A 16,566-nucleotide genomic window follows, 5' to 3' on the forward strand; every position below is an offset into this window, starting at 1 on the left:
ACCCTATTGGCTATTCTTTTAACCCAATCCCCAATCCCCAATACCAGCCCTTCTAGGAGTGCCGATGATTTTGCTGACAAGCGATACTGAAACAAAGCCGACACAGGCCATGCGACAGGCGATCGCCACTGCGGAAGTTGGAGATGAGCAAAAAGGTGAAGATCCCACCGTTAACCAATTACAAGCACGGGTGGCAGATTTACTAGGCAAAGAAGCTGCTCTTTTCTTCGCTTGTGGAACCATTTGCAACTTTGTCGCTATTAAGACCCATACTCGCCCTGCTGACGTGGTGCTAGTAGAACAGATGGCACACATCATTCGGGCTGAGTCGGGGGGTGCAGCAATGACTTCTGGTGTATTGATGGAAGCGATCGCCAGTGAGAGAGGAATTTTTACCGTCGATGCTGTAACTCAAGCACTGGCAAGAGTAGCGACAGCACCTTATCTTTACTCGGCAATTCCCCGCTTATTGTGTGTTGAGCAAACCCACAATTTTGGTGGAGGTTCAGTTTGGCAACTCAATCAACTACGCGAGGTTTGCGAGTTCTCTCGGCAAAAAGGTTTAGCCATCCACATGGACGGGGCAAGACTTTTAAATGCCGTGATTGCATCTCAAACTACAGCCAAGGATTTTGCCGCTTGTGTTGATTCTGTCTGGATTGATTTTACTAAAGGACTAGGCGCACCAATCGGTGCGGTTCTTGCGGGTACAAAGGAATTTATCGCTGAAGCACGTCGCTACAAACACATTTTTGGTGGGGCAATGCGTCAAGCGGGGATAGTTGCAGCAGGTTGTCTCTATGCACTTGATCATCATGTTGAACGTCTGCAAGAAGACCACGACAACGCCACTTATCTGGCTCAAGGACTGAGTGCGATCGCTGGCATTACAGTTCGAGACACCAAACCTGAGACAAACATTGTGTTCTTTGATATTTCTCGACTAGGAATTGACAACGCCATGTTTCTCAATTTGTTACAAGAGCAAGGTGTCAAAATGGGAGCTGTTGGTGATTCTATTCGAGCTGTTACTCATTTAGATGTTTCACGGGCTGATATCGATTTTGCAGTTGATGCTATTGCCAAAGTTGCCAAATCCTCTCCCCTGGTATAGCGTAAACCCAGAGGGGCGCGGAGGTTTTTCCAGTTTTAAAGACTGGTAATAGGTTTCCCCTGCATTTATCAAAAAACGGTAGGGGCGGGTTCATGAGATATTCGTGAATGATGGAAACATATTAGACATCTCCGAAAATGAGTGTAGAGACGTTGCACTGCAACGTCTCTACAAGGATTTCGGGCAACGCAGAATTAATTTCTGGAGAAGTCTATTTGTGAACCCGCCCCTACAGCTTCTGGACTAAATAACTAATAACTTCGGTCAATAAGGCCACTGCCAGTCACTAATTTCTGGCATATCTTCGCCATATTTAGCAATGTAGTGTTTGTGTTCGATGAGTTTGTCTTGCAGTTGTTGCTTGACATAGGCGGCTTTGTAACCTAGTTTGGGGACGCGATCGATTACGTCCATGACTAAGTGGAAGCGATCGAGATCATTAAGCACAACCATATCAAAGGGGGTGGTGGTAGTGCCTTCTTCCTTGTAACCGCGTACATGGAGGTTATTGTGGTTGGTGTGGCGATAGGTGAGGCGATGGATTAGCCAAGGATAGCCATGAAAGGCAAAGATGATGGGCTTATCGGTGGTGAAAATTGTGTCGAAGTCTTTGGAACTTAAACCGTGGGGATGTTCGGTTTTTGGTTGTAGTGTCATTAAATCGACAACGTTGACTACCCGCACTTTTAAGTCAGGGAAATGACGACGTAGAATATCAACGGCGGCTAAGGTTTCTAAGGTGGGAACATCTCCCGCACAAGCCATGACTACATCCGGATCACCACCTTGGTCGTTACTAGCCCATTTCCAAATACCAATACCTTTGGTACAGTGTTTAATTGCTGCTTCCATGTCGAGGTATTGTAGTGCGGGTTGTTTACCTGCAACGATGACATTGACGTATTGCCGACTTCTTAAACAATGGTCTGTAACTGATAACAGGGTATTGGCATCTGGGGGAAGATACACTCGAATAATTTCGGCTTTTTTGTTGATGACATGATCGATGAAACCGGGGTCTTGGTGGGAGAAACCGTTATGATCTTGTCGCCAAACGTGGGAAGTGAGTAAATAATTTAGAGAAGCAATTGGTCTACGCCAAGGGATGTGGCGGGTAGTTTTCAACCATTTGGCGTGCTGGTTGAACATTGAATCAATGATGTGAATAAATGCTTCGTAGCAGGAGAAAAAACCGTGCCGACCTGTAAGCAGATATCCTTCTAACCATCCTTGACAACAGGTTTCGCTGAGGATTTCCATAACTCGTCCACTGGGGTCAAGGTGGTCATCTTCTGGAAGAGTTTGGGCTACCCAAGTTCTATCTGTGACTTCTAAGACTCCACTGATGCGATTTGATGCGGTTTCGTCGGGGCCAAAGATGCGGAAGTTACGACTGTCTAGGTTGCGTTCCATGACATCCCGCAAGAATTGTCCGGTGACTTGGGTCGCTTCAGCTGTAACTCTACCTGGTTGGGGAACTGCGATCGCATAATCTTGAAAGTCTGGCATTTTCAAGTCACGTAACAAGATACCACCGTTGGCGTGGGGATTGTCACCCATGCGGCGATGTCCTTGTGGAGCAAGTTCTGCTAGTTGAGGTATCAACTTACCGTTGGCATCAAACAGTTCTTCTGGTTTGTAACTTTTTAGCCAATCTTCCAATAATTTTAGGTGTTCTGGTTTACCACTGATGTTACCAAAGGGGACTTGGTGCGATCGCCAATAATCTTCTGTTTTCTTGCCATCAACTTCTTTTGGCCCTGTCCACCCTTTAGGAGTTCTCAAAATAATCATCGGCCATTGGGGACGCTGAGTAAATCCATGCACACGGGCTTCTCTCTGGATACTCTGAATTTCCGCAATCACGGTATCCAAAGTTGCTGCCATCTGCTGATGGACAATTGCCGGATCAGCACCTTCAACAAAGTAAGGTCTATAGCCATAGCCGATAAACAGACTCTCTAATTCTTCATGGCTAATCCGTGCTAGCACTGTAGGATTAGCAATTTTATACCCATTCAGGTGCAAGATAGGCAACACCGCCCCATCATTCACTGGGTTAAGGAATTTGTTGGAATGCCAACTAGTAGCTAAAGCACCCGTCTCCGCTTCCCCATCACCCACAACAGTAGCCACAATTAAGTCGGGGTTATCAAAAGCTGCACCAAAGGCATGAACTAGAGCATAACCCAGTTCCCCACCTTCATGAATCGAACCGGGAGTTTCCGGGGCAACGTGGCTAGGAATACCACCAGGAAAGGAAAATTGTTTAAATAGTTTCTGCATCCCCTCAACATCTTGAGAAATGTTAGGGTAATACTCACTGTATGTACCTTCTAGATAAGTATTGGCAACTAATCCAGGCCCTCCATGACCAGGCCCGGCGATATAGATCATGTCTAAATCATACTTTTTAATGATGCGGTTGAGATGAGTATAAATTAAGTTCAATCCCGGCGTGGTTCCCCAGTGTCCCAGGAGACGAGGTTTAACGTCTTCTATTTTCAGTGGTTCTCTCAATAGGGGATTGTCTAATAAATATATTTGCCCAACTGACAGATAATTAGCTGCACGCCAGTAGGCGTTAATTTTCTGCAATTCTTCATCTGTTAAAGGCTTTATTTGTGGAGGGCTTGCTAAAGTCATACCAAACTCCATTACAAAATATTTTTGCCAGATTCGTCAGTATGTCAGTTTAGTGATCTGCGGCGCGAGAGTCATCATACTTGTGACAAATTTTTCCAGTGGATAACTGGAACTTTAGAGATGATTCACTAATTTGCTACATCCAGATCAATCGGAAATTCAACTCAAAAACTTTGTGGATAACTCCCATGCAAGGGTAACAGACTTAGTATAATAACGAGTAATTTTTTACATTAATTTTAGCTAGTGTTAAGAAAGTTGCAGATAATTTTTTCTTTGATGTGTATAAATAATCAATATAGAAAAAAAAGTACAGCTCGCCGTTATCTCCAAACGAACCTACACCCATAATCTGCCACAGGTTCCTGTGTCGTTAAGCCGGAAGATTGTTAGTTTTACCTCGCTAGTGTTGCCGTAGACCGAGCGGATTTTTTGCGTTATTCCTGAGAGTGTGGGGTCGAGGAGATACTCTTCTGTATCGGGATCGATGGCAATATGCCAGTTGTTATGGGCTTCTCGGAGTTGCGGACGCAAACCCTCGAAAATAGCACGACACCTTGTAGCTAGGGCATCGCGTTGTTCAGTGCGGTAATTTTTTTCAGATGGCGCTATGGGGGATGGTGGCAGGATGCGGGTGCGTCGTGGGTGGGATATTTGTCTCATGTTATCCAATACCGTTGCCAAAATAAGAGCATGAAGAGGTAGGGCGTTTCGTAGTAGAGTTATTGTCTCTCACAACGACAACTCAAAAGCTACAATCAGCCCATGCCCGAAATTTTATCACTACTACAAAGTATCTTCTTCATCAGTGTTGTGCCATCTTCACACGGCTACTGATGTGAGTAACTGCACCATTTGTTCTGCAACCCCGGTAGCGGATGCAGGATTTTGTCCTGTTACTAAGCGATCGCTCACAACTACGTGCTTTTGAAAGTTTGCTACCTTAGTATGGGTTGCACCTTGTTCAATTAATTTTGGCGCTAGTAAAAATGGCACAATTTCAGATAATCCCACGGCTTCTTCTTCTGCATCTGTGAAGCAAGAAATCTTTTTACCTGCTACTAGATATGTGCCGTCAGACAACTTCAAATTGACTAAGCCTGCTGGCCCATGACAGACAGCACCAATCACACCCCCTTGCTCATAAATGGTAGCGGCAATCTTGGCAATATCTTGATTGTTGGGGAAGTCCCACATTGTCCCGTGTCCACCTGCATAAAAAATAGCGTCAAATTGGGCAGGATCAATTTGCTCTGGACGGAGTGTATTTTCTACTTGAGCGACATTTTCAGGATTGTCTAGAAATGCTTGATTAATGGGATCGTTTAGATCGACACCAATCATCGGCGCTTTACCACCCTTGGGACTGACATAACTAACAGTAAACCCTGCACGATTAAATACGTCAACTGGATGACTAACTTCAGCTAAATAAAAGCCAGTAGCGTTACCTGTATTGCCAAGTTGGTCGTGACTTGTTAACACAATCAAGACTTTTGCAGACATAAAATTTTCTCCACATCTAAATAATTAACAGGTTTGAGGCATTACCGATTTCTCTTATTTCCATCCTAAAAGCAACTTGTCTAGAATACAAATTATAAAAATTGGGTCTTACTATAAATATATTTATGGTTAGTTTTGAGTGGTATCGCAGCTTTATCGAAGTTTACCGAGTGGGAACTGTATCAGGTGCGGCACAAGTATTACATCTGACACAACCTGCGGTGAGTCAACACATTACGGCTTTAGAATCGGCTTTAGGCGCACCACTTTTTCAACGTATGCCCAGGCGAATGTTGCCTACAGAGGCGGGTAAGCGACTATATAATCGCATTGCTTCAGCGATTGAAGCTTTAGAATCTGTGTCTACAAATGCTGGTTTAGAAAATGCCTCTCTTTTGATTCGCCTGGGAACACCCCAAGAATTTTTTGCTGAACAGATTTTAAGCTATTTGAAACCTAAAGATACATTATTTTCTATTAAATTTGGTTTAGCTCAAGATTTAATTGCACAACTTTTAAACAATCAATTAGATGGCGTAATTGCTACGCAAAAGATTGCCAAATCAGAATTAGAATATCAACTAATTTTTGAAGAGAGCTTTTGGCTAGTGGGGCCGCCAAATGAGAAAATTCCTATTACTCAAGATGTAGTTCAGTCTGATTTATCATCCTTAGCAGCTTGGCTGATTCAGCAACCTTGGATTGCTTATAGTGATGACCTACCAATTATCCGCAGATTTTGGAGAGTAGTATTTGGTTGGCGCTTGGATGTGAATCCTCAATTTGTGATTCCCGATTTGCGGAGTATTCGTGCAGCGATCGCTTATGGTTTAGGCTATAGTGTTTTACCAGATTATCTGTGTCGTGAGTGGATTGCCGCAGGTAGGTTAAATTTAGTGTTGCAACCCACAAAAGCCGTTACCAACCAAATTTGGTTGACTTATCGCAAGTCAGAAAGACAATCACAACAAATTATTACTCTTGTGAATTTACTATCTTCTGATACTGTCTGAGAGGATGTTTTAAAAGTCCCTAGCAATGTATCAAATACTTTTAGATCCCCCTAAATCCCCCTTAAAAAGCAGGGCTGTTTCATTCCACAAGGTGAAGGAGTTTGTCAATATCATGAGAGATAAATCTTTGGGCAATTGTGATGGAAGTATGACCATTTCGGCGAAGTATATTGAGAGCGATTGCTCTCAATATGGAGAGATTTGCGGGAGCATTGCCCATACGGATCGTCGAATTATCTTCTTTGAAAACAACATCTTTCACCCAATGGAGGCAATTTTCGATACCCCAATGACCGCGAATACCGATGGCAAATTCCTTCGCTGTACAAATCAAGCTGCTAATATAACAAACAATCTCATGATATTTCTTATCCTTTCTTGTGCCAATTCTTTCGACCCTAATTAAAGATTGTATTCCCGTCCATTCTGGGTCAATTCCATTGACATCATGGAAAACTTCGACAGTACGAGTTGTTAATCTATCTCTAGTCTTTTCTGTCTCAATTATCCGAGAAGTTGGTTTTCTGGTAGCGGCAATCTGTTGAATATGTCGATGTAGTTTTGGTTGATTATCTTTCACAGCAATAACGTAATCGTTACCACCTTCAATAATTATTTTGCAAGTTTTTTTTGGCAATGTAAGGAATCAAAGCTCAAGATAATATCTTCTATATCCAATGCTGTGACTAGCTCCTGGACAACTTGTATTTCGCTTTTGAGTTGGTTATCAAATTTCTTCATCCCCACAACTAGCCCTTTCTTGCCAGCAAATACTGATACTATGCTCACAAAATTCTGATGAGATGAACTATAGTTCTCCACTGTACCCTTAATACTTTTACCATCTACTGCACACCATTCTGATACTTCTAAATCCACATAATTTTTCGCCCATTCATTAAATTTTTCTGTCAGTTTATCAAAATTCACTCCCATGACTACACGTCGAATTGTTGAATATGAGGGAACCCCATGTTTTTGAATGCCAAATTTTTCTATTAATACCCGTCTATGCCTTTTAACAAAATCTCCCCACTCACGATACCCAACATATCCATTCATTGTTCCCATTATGACAAACAGCAACACTAGCCACAGTGGATGTCTTCGTCCATCAGTCGTTCTAAAATCTTCCACTTGCTTTAATTGTTCTATCAGCTCTGCACCCATATTTTTTCCCCACAACTCTTGCTATTTTACCTGTTTTAGGGAATGAAACAGCCCTGCCCTTAAAAAGGGGGGTTAGGGGGGATCACTCGGTTATTAAAAACACAACTAACCACTTTTAAAACAACCTCTGAAGCAAGGTATCATTTTAGCGCTAACTAAGAAAGCAGCTTTCTGAAATTACGAATTACAAATCATGAACACCGAAAAATTAATTTCCCAAATCAATTATGGGGCAACTCCCGAAGAAGCGATCGCCGCAATTAATCTTTTAGTTGTTGATAGTACACAAGAATTAACAATTATTAATACTTTAATTCAAGCAATTAATCATCATCATCCCAGTGTTAGATCTGCGGCAGTAAAAGCATTAATCAAATTAGGCTCTGTCTCAGTCCAGCCATTAATTACCGCCTATGCCAACTCTGGAGACCAAGGTTTACAAGCATACATCATTCAAGCTTTAGCAGAAATTGCTCATCCAGAAGCACTTGATTTGTTAGTAGAAGTTGTCGGTACAAATGTAGCAAATCATTGTCAGGGAAATGTCCGCCGCATCGCCGCACGGGGTTTAGGACGCATCGCCTGCAAGCTAAATGACCCAACAGTGCTTCACCAAGTCCAAGAAAAGCTGATTTGGGCTTTAACAACACCTGAAGATTGGGGTTTACGTTACACAGCAGCTGTTTCGTTGCAAGATATAGCCACACCAGCAGCTCAAGCCGCATTACAACAAGCGATCGCCAAAGAAACCGACCAAGTAGTTTGCTCACGGGTGGCGATCGCTTTGGAGGGAGTGAGGGAGTGAGGGAGTGCTGAGTGCTGAGTGCTGAGTGAGGCAATCGGGGAAAAACTGTCCCCTTGTCCCCTTGTCCCCTTGTCCCCTATCCCCTATCCCCTGAAATATTGCGAAAAATTAATTTTACGTTTATTCACAAAAACTCTCCGGATGGAAAATCTGGTGTACAACGTCAATAGACTGTGATTTATGCGTTTCCAGGAATCTTAAAAAAACATTAAGCTCATAATATTTCCTGTGAGAACTCGGATTTGTAAAGTTATGTTGCGGATAAGTGGCGATTTTCTTAGTTATAGCCCTTGTATGTAAAGGATTTGAGGGCATTCTTATTCCTGTAACTTATTTCTTCACAATTTGTAACAAAATAAGGATCTATAGCATTGTATAAACATAATCTGGAGGGGTAAATGACAGACGAAAGTTAAACAAAGCAATCAGTTCGTAACGTTTGCTGACTTCTCATAAAATCACCCCAGATTCTCATAATTTTTTTTGCCCATGTAGAGGCAAAGGAGTTTGAGACCAAAGTGAGAAGCTGTTTGACCGAAAATCTGTGATCAACCGTTCCGGATAAATAAAACATAGCCAGTTTTAATCCAGACATCTCTCAACTAAGGAATTAGGAGATTAGAGTCCATGACATTAGACGTATTTACCAAGGTTGTTTCCCAAGCTGATGCCAGAGGCGAGTTCCTCAGCACCGAACAACTAGATGCTTTGGCAAATGTTGTAAGAGACGGTAACAAGCGCTTGGATGTTGTTAACCGCATCACCAGCAATGCTTCTGCAATCGTCACCAACGCCGCTCGTGCATTGTTTGAAGAACAACCCCAGTTGATTGCTCCTGGTGGTAATGCTTACACCAACCGTCGTGCGGCTGCTTGTCTCCGCGACTTGGAAATCATCTTGCGTTACGTTACATACGCAATTTTAGCAGGTGATTCCAGCGTATTAGACGATCGCGCATTGAACGGACTGCGTGAAACATACCAAGCTCTGGGTACTCCTGGTTCTTCCGTAGCTGTAGGCATTCAAAAAATCAAAGAAGCAGCTGTCTCAATTGCTAACGATCCCAACGGTATCAGCAAGGGTGATTGTAGCCAATTGATCTCTGAAGTAGCTAGCTACTTTGATCGCGCTGCTGCTGCTGTTGCTTAATAGCATCTAAAAAAAGCCCAGCACCTGAGAATTAAAATAATCAGGTAAAAAATTACGAAATACCAAGGAGAAGTTTACATCATGGTTAAGACCCCCATTACCGAAGCTATTGCAGCTGCTGATACCCAAGGACGTTTTTTAGGCAACACAGAATTACAAGCTGTTAACGGTCGTTATCAGCGCGCTGCTGCTAGCTTAGAAGCTGCTCGTTCCTTGACATCCAATGCTCAACGCTTGATTGATGGTGCAACCCAAGCTGTTTACCAAAAATTCCCTTACACCACCCAAACACCAGGACCTCAATATGCTGCTGACGGCCGTGGTAAGTCCAAGTGCGCTCGTGACGTTGGTCACTACCTACGGATCATCACCTATAGCTTAGTTGCTGGTGGTACAGGCCCCTTGGATGAATACCTCATTGCTGGTTTGGCTGAAATCAACAGCTCTTTCGAGTTGTCCCCTAGCTGGTATGTAGAAGCTCTCAAGTACGTCAAAGCTAACCACGGTCTAAGTGGTCAAGCTGCTAACGAAGCTAACACCTACATTGACTACGCTATCAACGCTCTCAGCTAGATAGCTTCTTGCCCGGAGATGGGTACAAATGCTGGATGTAGTTATTACCTCACCTAGCAGTTGCATCTAACTCCGGGCATAGTTTTTATGTGGGCATAAATAAAAGCTTTATTCAGCAAGTAGTTGGTCATCATAACCAACAACAAGATAAGGGGAAATAAAAATGGCAATTACAGCAGCAGCATCGAGGCTGGGAACAGAGCCTTTTAGCAACGCACCTAAAGTAGAACTGCGCCCCAACGCTAGCCGAGAAGACGTAGAAGCAGTAATTCGCGCCGTTTATCGGCACGTTTTAGGCAATGACTACATACTGGCATCTGACCGCCTCATTAGTACAGAATCTCTATTGAGAGATGGTAACTTGACAGTGAGGGAATTTGTCCGTAGCCTTGCTAAATCAGAACTCTACAAAAAGAAATTTTTCTACAATAGCTTCCAAACTCGGCTAATTGAACTCAACTACAAACACTTGTTGGGTCGCGCTCCTTACGACGAGTCAGAAGTGGCTTACCACTTAGACTTGTACCAAACTAAAGGTTACGACGCAGAAATCGACTCCTACATAGATTCTTTGGAGTATCAAAATAATTTCGGCGACAACATCGTACCTTACTATCGTGGTTTTGCAACTCAACCAGGACAAAAAACTGTAGGTTTCAACCGGATATTCCGTTTGTACCGTGGTTATGCTAACAGCGATCGCGCCCAAGTAGAAGGTAAGAAATCTAGATTGGCAAGAGAGTTGGCTAGCAACAAAGCTTCCACAATTGTTGGGCCATCTGGCACAAACGATAACTGGAGTTTCCGGGCTTCATCAGATGTAGCACCGAAGAAAAGCTTGGGGAATGCGGTTGGTGAAGGTGATCGCGTTTATCGTCTCGAAGTAACTGGTATCCGTGGCCCTGGTTATCCCAGCATCCGCCGCAGCAGCACGGTGTTCATAGTACCTTACGAGCGCCTTTCTGACAAAATCCAACAAATTCACAAGCAAGGTGGCAAAATCGTTAGCGTCACTGCTGCATAAGGTGCGATAAAACTCACAACAACAGGAGATAGGGAAGCAATGTTCGGTCAAACCACACTTGGTTCAAGTAGCGTTTCTTCTTCTGCTAGCCGAGTATTTCGGTACGAAGTCGTAGGCTTGCGGCAAAACTCAGAAACCGACAAAAACAAATACAACATTCGTAACAGTGGTAGTGTATTTATTACAGTGCCATACAGCCGATTGAATGAAGAATATCAGCGAATCACTCGTCTGGGTGGCAAAATAGTCAAAATTGAACAATTGACTTCCTCAGAGGCATAATCAAGCCTTGACAATGATAGAACCCAGTCAGGAAGAATTTCCATCAGCAAATGAGCCACAGCTAACGCCAGAACTAGCGATCGCTAACCTGCAATCATCAGATTTAAGTCTCCGCTACTATGCTGCTTGGTGGTTGGGTAAGTACAGAATTAAAGCAAGCGCGGCTGTAGATGGCTTAATTGTTGCCCTAGAGGATGAAGCCGACAGAACAGAACTTGGTGGTTATCCCCTAAGACGCAATGCAGCCAGAGCATTAGGGAAATTAGGCGATAGTCGCGCCGTACCAGGCTTAATTAAATGCTTGGAATGTGACGACTTTTACGTGCGTGAAGCAGCAGCCCAATCTCTAACCATGCTCCCAGATCGCACAGCAGCACCAGCGCTGATGAAATTGCTAGATGGGGGTGTAGCCCAGGCCGTGCAAGTACTAGGCCGTCCCCACCTCGTTCAACCCTACGAAGCAGTATTAGAAGCTTTAGGTGCAATTAATGCCACTGAAGCTATTGTGCTAATTCAGCCATTCCTAGAGCATCCAGTCCCCAGAGTACAGTGTGCCGCAGCTAGAGCAATGTACCAACTGACACAAGAAGCTATGTATGGAGAGCTACTAGTGAAAGTGTTAGGAGGTAACGACCTCAACCTGCGTCGTGTCGCTTTGGGAGATTTAGGAGCAATTGGCTATTTAGCAGCAGCAGAAGCGATCGCTCAGTGCAAAGCGGAAAATAGCTTTAAGCTCATTTCCCTGAAAGGATTGTTAGAACATCAGATTCCGGAAAAATCAGATGTTCTATCTCTATCTGACGCAGCAATCCGAGTGATGAACCTGATGGATTCATTATTGTAGTCAATGGTCAATGGTCAATAGTCCATAGTCCATAGTTCAATGTACTTGACTATTGACTGTTGACTTTGAGGCAGTTGGAGTCCTGGCGGTTTCCGTCGATTCCGAACTGCCAAACCCGCAGGGTTGACTATGGACTTTTTGACAAATGACTAACGAACTAATTCGTGGCGTTGATCTGGCAGACACACCAGAAAAAATGATCACAGCAGTACAAAAATTAGCAGCAACTCAAGATCCAGCCGCGATTCCTACCTTAATAGCCGTATTTGGTTATAACAACCCAGCCGCAGCTGCTATCGCCTCTGCTGCTTTGGTGAATTTAGGAGAAGTAGCCGTCCCACAGTTGCTAGCTCAAATAGATGATTACAACTATGGCGCACGGGCTTATTCGATTCGCACTCTGGCAGCGATCGCTGATCCCCGTGCTTTAGGTGTATTAATTGATGCTGCTGCGAATGATTTTGCTCCCAGTGTGCGCCGGGCGGCGGCTAAAGGCTTAGGTAGCTTACATTGGCACAAACTAGATATGCCTGAAAGCCAAACAGCACCAAAAAAAGCTTTGGAAACACTGCTGTTTATTTCTGAAGATACCGAATGGTCGATTCGTTATGCAGCGATCGTCGGTTTACAAACCCTAGCCAATATACCTGATTTACAACAACCCATCCATACTAGACTCAAAGAAATGCTGGTGACTGATGCCGAAACAGCAGTCCGCGCCCGCATCCTATTGGCTCAAAATGAAAAGTGCTGAGTAAGAATTTCTACTCATCAGCCAGAGTTATCAGTAGTTAGTGAGAATTGCCACTCATAACTCAGCACTCATAACTCAGCACTAAACTCATAGTTTGAATTGAGTTTCATAAAAAAAGGTAGAAGTAAAAATGTCAATACCATTGTTGGAATATACACCATCTTCACAAAACCAACGTGTAGAAGGTTATGAAGTACCCAACGAAGATACCCCAACTATTTATCGCCTGTCTGCTGCTATCGATAATACCGATGTTGATGAAATTATTTGGGCAGCGTATCGGCAAATTTTTAGTGAACATTTGATTATCGCTAGCAATCGCCAAAGCTTTTTAGAATCTCAATTGCGGAATCGGGCAATTAACGTCCGTGATTTGATTCGGGGATTGGGTAAGTCAGAAGTTTACCGTACCCAAGTAGCTGAACTGAATTCTAACTACCGCTTAGTTGACATCACCTTAAAGCGGTTTTTAGGACGTGCAGCTTATAACAAAGACGAAGAAATTGCTTGGTCAATTGTGATTGCGACTAAGGGATTACACGGTTTTATTGATGCTTTATTAGATAGCGAAGAGTATCTAGAGAACTTTGGCGATGATATCGTCCCTTACCAACGCCGTCGGTTTAAAGATAGACCCTTTAACCTAGTTAACCCCCGCTACAATTCCTACTGGCGCGATCGCCAAACCATGATTTACTTAGGTGGACGTTCTTTCTACACCGCCCGTACTTCTGGCACTTTAACAAAAGACGATATCCGCCGCGCCATCCCCGCCAACTTCATGGCCCTAGCAGGAAATATCATCACCCCAGAACGGAACTATCAGCGCACCATCGCTTCCGTTACCTCACAAATCAAAGATATCCAAATCCCCGACACCAGCCGCGACGAGGAAACCCCCCAACCCACGGTTAAACCCACAGCCGTAGCCCTCCCTTATCGTTACATTCCTGGTGTTAAAACCACTTGAGGCAACAGTAGAGGAGCAGAGGAGCAGGGGAGCAGGGGAGCAGGGAAGAAAAACTTCTTAACTCACTCAGCACTCAGTACTCAGCACTCAGCACTCAGCACTCATAACTCACAACTCAGTACTCTCAACTGACAAAATCATGACAATCCCATTACTTGAATACAAACCCAGTTCCCAAAACCAGCGCGTTCCAGGTTATGAAGTACCTAACGAAGATACTCCCAGAATCTATCGTATAGAAGACGCTGGTTATGATAGCGAAGTCCAAGAATTAATTTGGGCCAGCTATCGTCAAGTGTTCAGCGAACACGTCATTCTAAAATTCTACCGCCAGAGCAATTTAGAATCCCAACTCAAAAACAGAGCCATTAGCGTCCGCGACTTCATCCGGGGACTAGCCAAATCAGAGGCTTTCAAGAGTTTAGTCATCAAGAGTAATTCTAACTACCGCCTTGTAGAACTGGCACTGAAACGCCTTTTGGGTCGTGCGCCTTATAATAAGGAAGAAGAAATTGCTTGGTCTATCAAGATAGCCACCGTCGGTTGGGATGGTTTTGTTGATGCTCTATTAGATTCAGAAGAGTATCAAAGCAACTTTGGTGAGAATATCGTCCCTTACCAACGGCGACGCTACAAAGATCGACCATTCAACCTAGTCACCCCACGCTACGGTGACTACTGGCGCGACAAACTGGAAGATGAGCGCTACAAACCTGGTGCTGTCAAGAATTTCTTGGAATTAGCTCAATCACTGAACATTAAGACTGTCACCTTCACACCAGTTAGCACAGCTAATATCAAAATTCCTGACACAACCAGGAATGACACACCACAAGGAATCCCCGTCTCCGTAAATCCCAGCGCTAATTTCCCTGTGCGATAAGTTGCCAGTTGCCAACTTGATTGAAAACGGAGAATTATAAAGATGGCATTACCTTTACTGGAATACAAACCTACAACTCAAAATCAACGAGTTCAGAGTTTTGGGACGGCAGACTCAAATGAGGACACCCCCTATGTCTACCGTCTAGAAGATGCCAACTCTCCTGGCGAAATCGATAAACTGATTTGGGCTGCTTATCGCCAAGTCTTTAACGAACAGGAGATTCTCAAATTCAATCGGCAAATTGGCTTAGAAACCCAACTCAGAAATCGCTCAATCACGGTGAAAGATTTTATCCGTGGTTTAGCCAAATCACAGCGTTTTTATCAATTGGTAGTCACACCTAACAATAACTATCGATTGGTGGAAATGTGCCTCAAACGTCTGTTGGGACGTGTTCCTTACAACGAAGAGGAAAAAATCGCTTGGTCGATTCAAATTGCCACTAAAGGTTGGGGTGGATTTGTTGATGCCCTGATTGATAGCTCAGAATATGAGCAAGCTTTCGGTGAGTATACCGTCCCCTACCAACGCAAACGGCTAAACACAGATAGACCATTCAGCTTTACACCCCGTTATGGAGCTGATTACCGCGACAAAGCAGGTATCGTCAGAAAGGCAAGTTATGTCACTGACTGGTATCCCACACCTAATCGCAACGTTGATTGGGCAGCAGTCTCAGCAGTATTGCTAGTCATCACTGGAGGAATTACTTTCCTACTCATTCTAAATTGGTTAGGAATCACTTCTAGTTACTGAACCTAATGCGGGAAAATAAGTAAAGCCAGAAAGAGAGTTTTGAGTAATCAAACCTCTTTCCATTTACAAAGCTAGCTCTTTGTGGAATCTCATAATAAGAGGAATAACGTAGCATGGCACTGCCATTACTTCAATACAAACCAAGTTCTCAAAATCACCGTGTTAAAAGCTTTGGTGTAGCTGACCAAAACGAAGATACACCATACATCTATCGCATTGAAGATGTCAGCTCTTACGCCGATATTCAAAACATCATTTGGGCTGCTTACCGCCAAGTTTTTAGCGAACATGAAATTCTCAAGTTCAATCGCCAAAAAACTTTAGAATCACAAGTTAAAAATGGTGATATCTCTGTTAGAGACTTTATTCGTGGTTTAGCTAAGTCTGAAGCCTTCTATCGTCTGGTAGTATCAGTTAACAACAACTACCGTCTAGTAGACATCACCCTCAAACGCTTGTTGGGTCGTGCTGCCTACAACAAAGAAGAGGAAATCGCTTGGTCAATTGTCATTGGTACTAAAGGCTTTAGTGGCTTCGTTGATGCCATTGTAGACAGCGAAGAATATACCCAAAGCTTTGGCGAAAACACCGTACCCTACCAACGCAAGCGTTTAGTAGATCGTCCTTACAACTTGGTAACACCCCGCTACGGCGAAGACTTCCAAGAAAAAGCTGGTACAGTACAAACCGACTGGCGTTTCACCTTGGACAAATTCTACAGCCGCAAATACCAAGAAAAACAACTGCGGGAAGGCGATCCTCGCAAGTTCGCTGATTTGGCAGCATCAGTTGGTGGCCAAGGTAACTATGCTCAAAGACTCTCTGCTTTTGATATCGATTATCTAAATGCAGTACCCTATCGTGGCAGACGTTAAGATTTAACATCTAACTACGACAATTTTATACTGGGTCTAATTTTTGCGTTGATGTGATGAAAAGTTGACAGTTTAGCTGTTACTTAAGCGTTACATTAAGTGGAAGTTAGGCCCAGTAGTTTTTTAATTCGTAATTCGTAATTCGTAATAATTAGTAATAATTGTAACGTGAGTTCGACGACTGAAAAAACCCCTCTCC

General features: G+C 43.6%; 16 protein-coding genes and 1 pseudogene. 13 read left to right on the top strand and 4 right to left on the bottom strand.

The features are described from left to right. The first annotated feature begins 64 nt into the window (after positions 1-64). Entirely contained in the window at positions 65-1,114 is a 1,050-nt protein-coding gene (locus FD725_RS28165) for a low specificity L-threonine aldolase (RefSeq protein ID WP_179051168.1), read from the top strand. 264 nt (positions 1,115-1,378) lie between these two features. On the opposite strand, the gene FD725_RS28170 is transcribed toward FD725_RS28165, so the two are convergent. From FD725_RS28170 to FD725_RS28180, 3 genes are all read right to left on the bottom strand, one after another. Next, positions 1,379-3,760 (bottom strand): phosphoketolase, encoded by a 2,382-nt coding sequence (locus tag FD725_RS28170; RefSeq protein WP_179051169.1) that lies wholly within the window; start codon positions 3,758-3,760, stop codon positions 1,379-1,381. A gap of 339 nt (positions 3,761-4,099) precedes the next feature. Continuing rightward, complete coding sequence (locus FD725_RS28175) at positions 4,100-4,423, bottom strand: hypothetical protein (RefSeq protein ID WP_179051170.1); 324 nt, start codon at positions 4,421-4,423, stop codon at positions 4,100-4,102. A gap of 159 nt (positions 4,424-4,582) precedes the next feature. Continuing rightward, positions 4,583-5,266 (bottom strand): type 1 glutamine amidotransferase domain-containing protein, encoded by a 684-nt coding sequence (locus FD725_RS28180; RefSeq protein ID WP_179051171.1) that lies wholly within the window; start codon positions 5,264-5,266, stop codon positions 4,583-4,585. A 125-nt stretch (positions 5,267-5,391) separates the two neighbouring features. Here FD725_RS28180 and FD725_RS28185 point away from each other — a divergent pair, with 125 nt between their 5' ends. Then, the gene (locus tag FD725_RS28185; protein ID WP_179051172.1) at positions 5,392-6,279 is read left to right on the top strand and encodes a LysR family transcriptional regulator; all 888 of its coding nucleotides are present in this window, start codon (positions 5,392-5,394) and stop codon (positions 6,277-6,279) included. A gap of 79 nt (positions 6,280-6,358) precedes the next feature. On the opposite strand, the pseudogene FD725_RS33210 reads toward FD725_RS28185, so the two are convergent. Next, positions 6,359-7,449: pseudogene (locus FD725_RS33210) on the bottom strand (ISAs1 family transposase). A gap of 193 nt (positions 7,450-7,642) precedes the next feature. Here FD725_RS33210 and FD725_RS28200 point away from each other — a divergent pair. The 11 genes from FD725_RS28200 to FD725_RS28250 all read left to right on the top strand — a co-directional run bounded on the left by FD725_RS28200 (position 7,643) and on the right by FD725_RS28250 (position 16,367). After that, entirely contained in the window at positions 7,643-8,254 is a 612-nt protein-coding gene (locus tag FD725_RS28200) for a HEAT repeat domain-containing protein (protein WP_179051174.1), read from the top strand. A gap of 627 nt (positions 8,255-8,881) precedes the next feature. Continuing rightward, a complete protein-coding gene (locus FD725_RS28205) occupies positions 8,882-9,403 on the top strand; it encodes a phycocyanin subunit beta (protein ID WP_179051175.1) in 522 nt (173 codons plus the stop codon). 81 nt (positions 9,404-9,484) lie between these two features. After that, positions 9,485-9,976, top strand: coding sequence for a phycocyanin subunit alpha (gene cpcA / locus FD725_RS28210; protein WP_179051176.1), 492 nt, complete (start codon positions 9,485-9,487; stop codon positions 9,974-9,976). A 163-nt stretch (positions 9,977-10,139) separates the two neighbouring features. Beyond that, the gene (locus FD725_RS28215) at positions 10,140-11,000 is read left to right on the top strand and encodes a phycobilisome linker polypeptide (protein ID WP_179051177.1); all 861 of its coding nucleotides are present in this window, start codon (positions 10,140-10,142) and stop codon (positions 10,998-11,000) included. 39 nt (positions 11,001-11,039) lie between these two features. Beyond that, the gene (locus FD725_RS28220) at positions 11,040-11,282 is read left to right on the top strand and encodes a phycobilisome linker polypeptide (protein ID WP_179051178.1); all 243 of its coding nucleotides are present in this window, start codon (positions 11,040-11,042) and stop codon (positions 11,280-11,282) included. Positions 11,283-11,295: 13 nt separating this feature from the next. Beyond that, positions 11,296-12,126, top strand: coding sequence for a HEAT repeat domain-containing protein (locus tag FD725_RS28225; RefSeq protein ID WP_179051179.1), 831 nt, complete (start codon positions 11,296-11,298; stop codon positions 12,124-12,126). A 145-nt stretch (positions 12,127-12,271) separates the two neighbouring features. Next, the gene (locus FD725_RS28230) at positions 12,272-12,880 is read left to right on the top strand and encodes a HEAT repeat domain-containing protein (protein WP_179051180.1); all 609 of its coding nucleotides are present in this window, start codon (positions 12,272-12,274) and stop codon (positions 12,878-12,880) included. Positions 12,881-13,010: 130 nt separating this feature from the next. After that, entirely contained in the window at positions 13,011-13,850 is an 840-nt protein-coding gene (locus tag FD725_RS28235) for a phycobilisome rod-core linker polypeptide (RefSeq protein WP_179051181.1), read from the top strand. 139 nt (positions 13,851-13,989) lie between these two features. Next, complete coding sequence (locus FD725_RS28240) at positions 13,990-14,733, top strand: phycobilisome rod-core linker polypeptide (RefSeq protein WP_179051182.1); 744 nt, start codon at positions 13,990-13,992, stop codon at positions 14,731-14,733. A 42-nt stretch (positions 14,734-14,775) separates the two neighbouring features. After that, positions 14,776-15,492 carry a phycobilisome rod-core linker polypeptide gene (locus tag FD725_RS28245; protein WP_179051183.1) on the top strand — a complete coding sequence of 239 codons (717 nt, stop codon included), beginning with the start codon at positions 14,776-14,778 and terminating at the stop codon, positions 15,490-15,492. Between the two features lie 113 nt (positions 15,493-15,605). Continuing rightward, positions 15,606-16,367 (top strand): phycobilisome rod-core linker polypeptide, encoded by a 762-nt coding sequence (locus tag FD725_RS28250; RefSeq protein ID WP_179051184.1) that lies wholly within the window; start codon positions 15,606-15,608, stop codon positions 16,365-16,367. The last annotated feature ends 199 nt before the right edge of the window (positions 16,368-16,566 follow it).

It is taken from the genome of Nostoc sp. TCL26-01 (genome assembly GCF_013393945.1).
Taxonomy (GTDB): domain Bacteria; phylum Cyanobacteriota; class Cyanobacteriia; order Cyanobacteriales; family Nostocaceae; genus Trichormus.

Coding starts and splice junctions, on each gene's coding strand:
- FD725_RS28215 (WP_179051177.1), top strand. CDS start 10,140: ATGGCAATTACAGCAGCAGCATCGAGGCTGGGAACAGAGCCTTTTAGC.
- FD725_RS28245 (WP_179051183.1), top strand. CDS start 14,776: ATGGCATTACCTTTACTGGAATACAAACCTACAACTCAAAATCAACGA.
- FD725_RS28240 (WP_179051182.1), top strand. CDS start 13,990: ATGACAATCCCATTACTTGAATACAAACCCAGTTCCCAAAACCAGCGC.
- FD725_RS28250 (WP_179051184.1), top strand. CDS start 15,606: ATGGCACTGCCATTACTTCAATACAAACCAAGTTCTCAAAATCACCGT.
- FD725_RS28220 (WP_179051178.1), top strand. CDS start 11,040: ATGTTCGGTCAAACCACACTTGGTTCAAGTAGCGTTTCTTCTTCTGCT.
- FD725_RS28235 (WP_179051181.1), top strand. CDS start 13,011: ATGTCAATACCATTGTTGGAATATACACCATCTTCACAAAACCAACGT.
- cpcA (WP_179051176.1), top strand. CDS start 9,485: ATGGTTAAGACCCCCATTACCGAAGCTATTGCAGCTGCTGATACCCAA.
- FD725_RS28205 (WP_179051175.1), top strand. CDS start 8,882: ATGACATTAGACGTATTTACCAAGGTTGTTTCCCAAGCTGATGCCAGA.
- FD725_RS28170 (WP_179051169.1), bottom strand. CDS start 3,760: ATGACTTTAGCAAGCCCTCCACAAATAAAGCCTTTAACAGATGAAGAA.
- FD725_RS28165 (WP_179051168.1), top strand. CDS start 65: ATGATTTTGCTGACAAGCGATACTGAAACAAAGCCGACACAGGCCATG.
- FD725_RS28225 (WP_179051179.1), top strand. CDS start 11,296: ATGATAGAACCCAGTCAGGAAGAATTTCCATCAGCAAATGAGCCACAG.
- FD725_RS28180 (WP_179051171.1), bottom strand. CDS start 5,266: ATGTCTGCAAAAGTCTTGATTGTGTTAACAAGTCACGACCAACTTGGC.
- FD725_RS28200 (WP_179051174.1), top strand. CDS start 7,643: ATGAACACCGAAAAATTAATTTCCCAAATCAATTATGGGGCAACTCCC.
- FD725_RS28230 (WP_179051180.1), top strand. CDS start 12,272: ATGACTAACGAACTAATTCGTGGCGTTGATCTGGCAGACACACCAGAA.
- FD725_RS28185 (WP_179051172.1), top strand. CDS start 5,392: ATGGTTAGTTTTGAGTGGTATCGCAGCTTTATCGAAGTTTACCGAGTG.
- FD725_RS28175 (WP_179051170.1), bottom strand. CDS start 4,423: ATGAGACAAATATCCCACCCACGACGCACCCGCATCCTGCCACCATCC.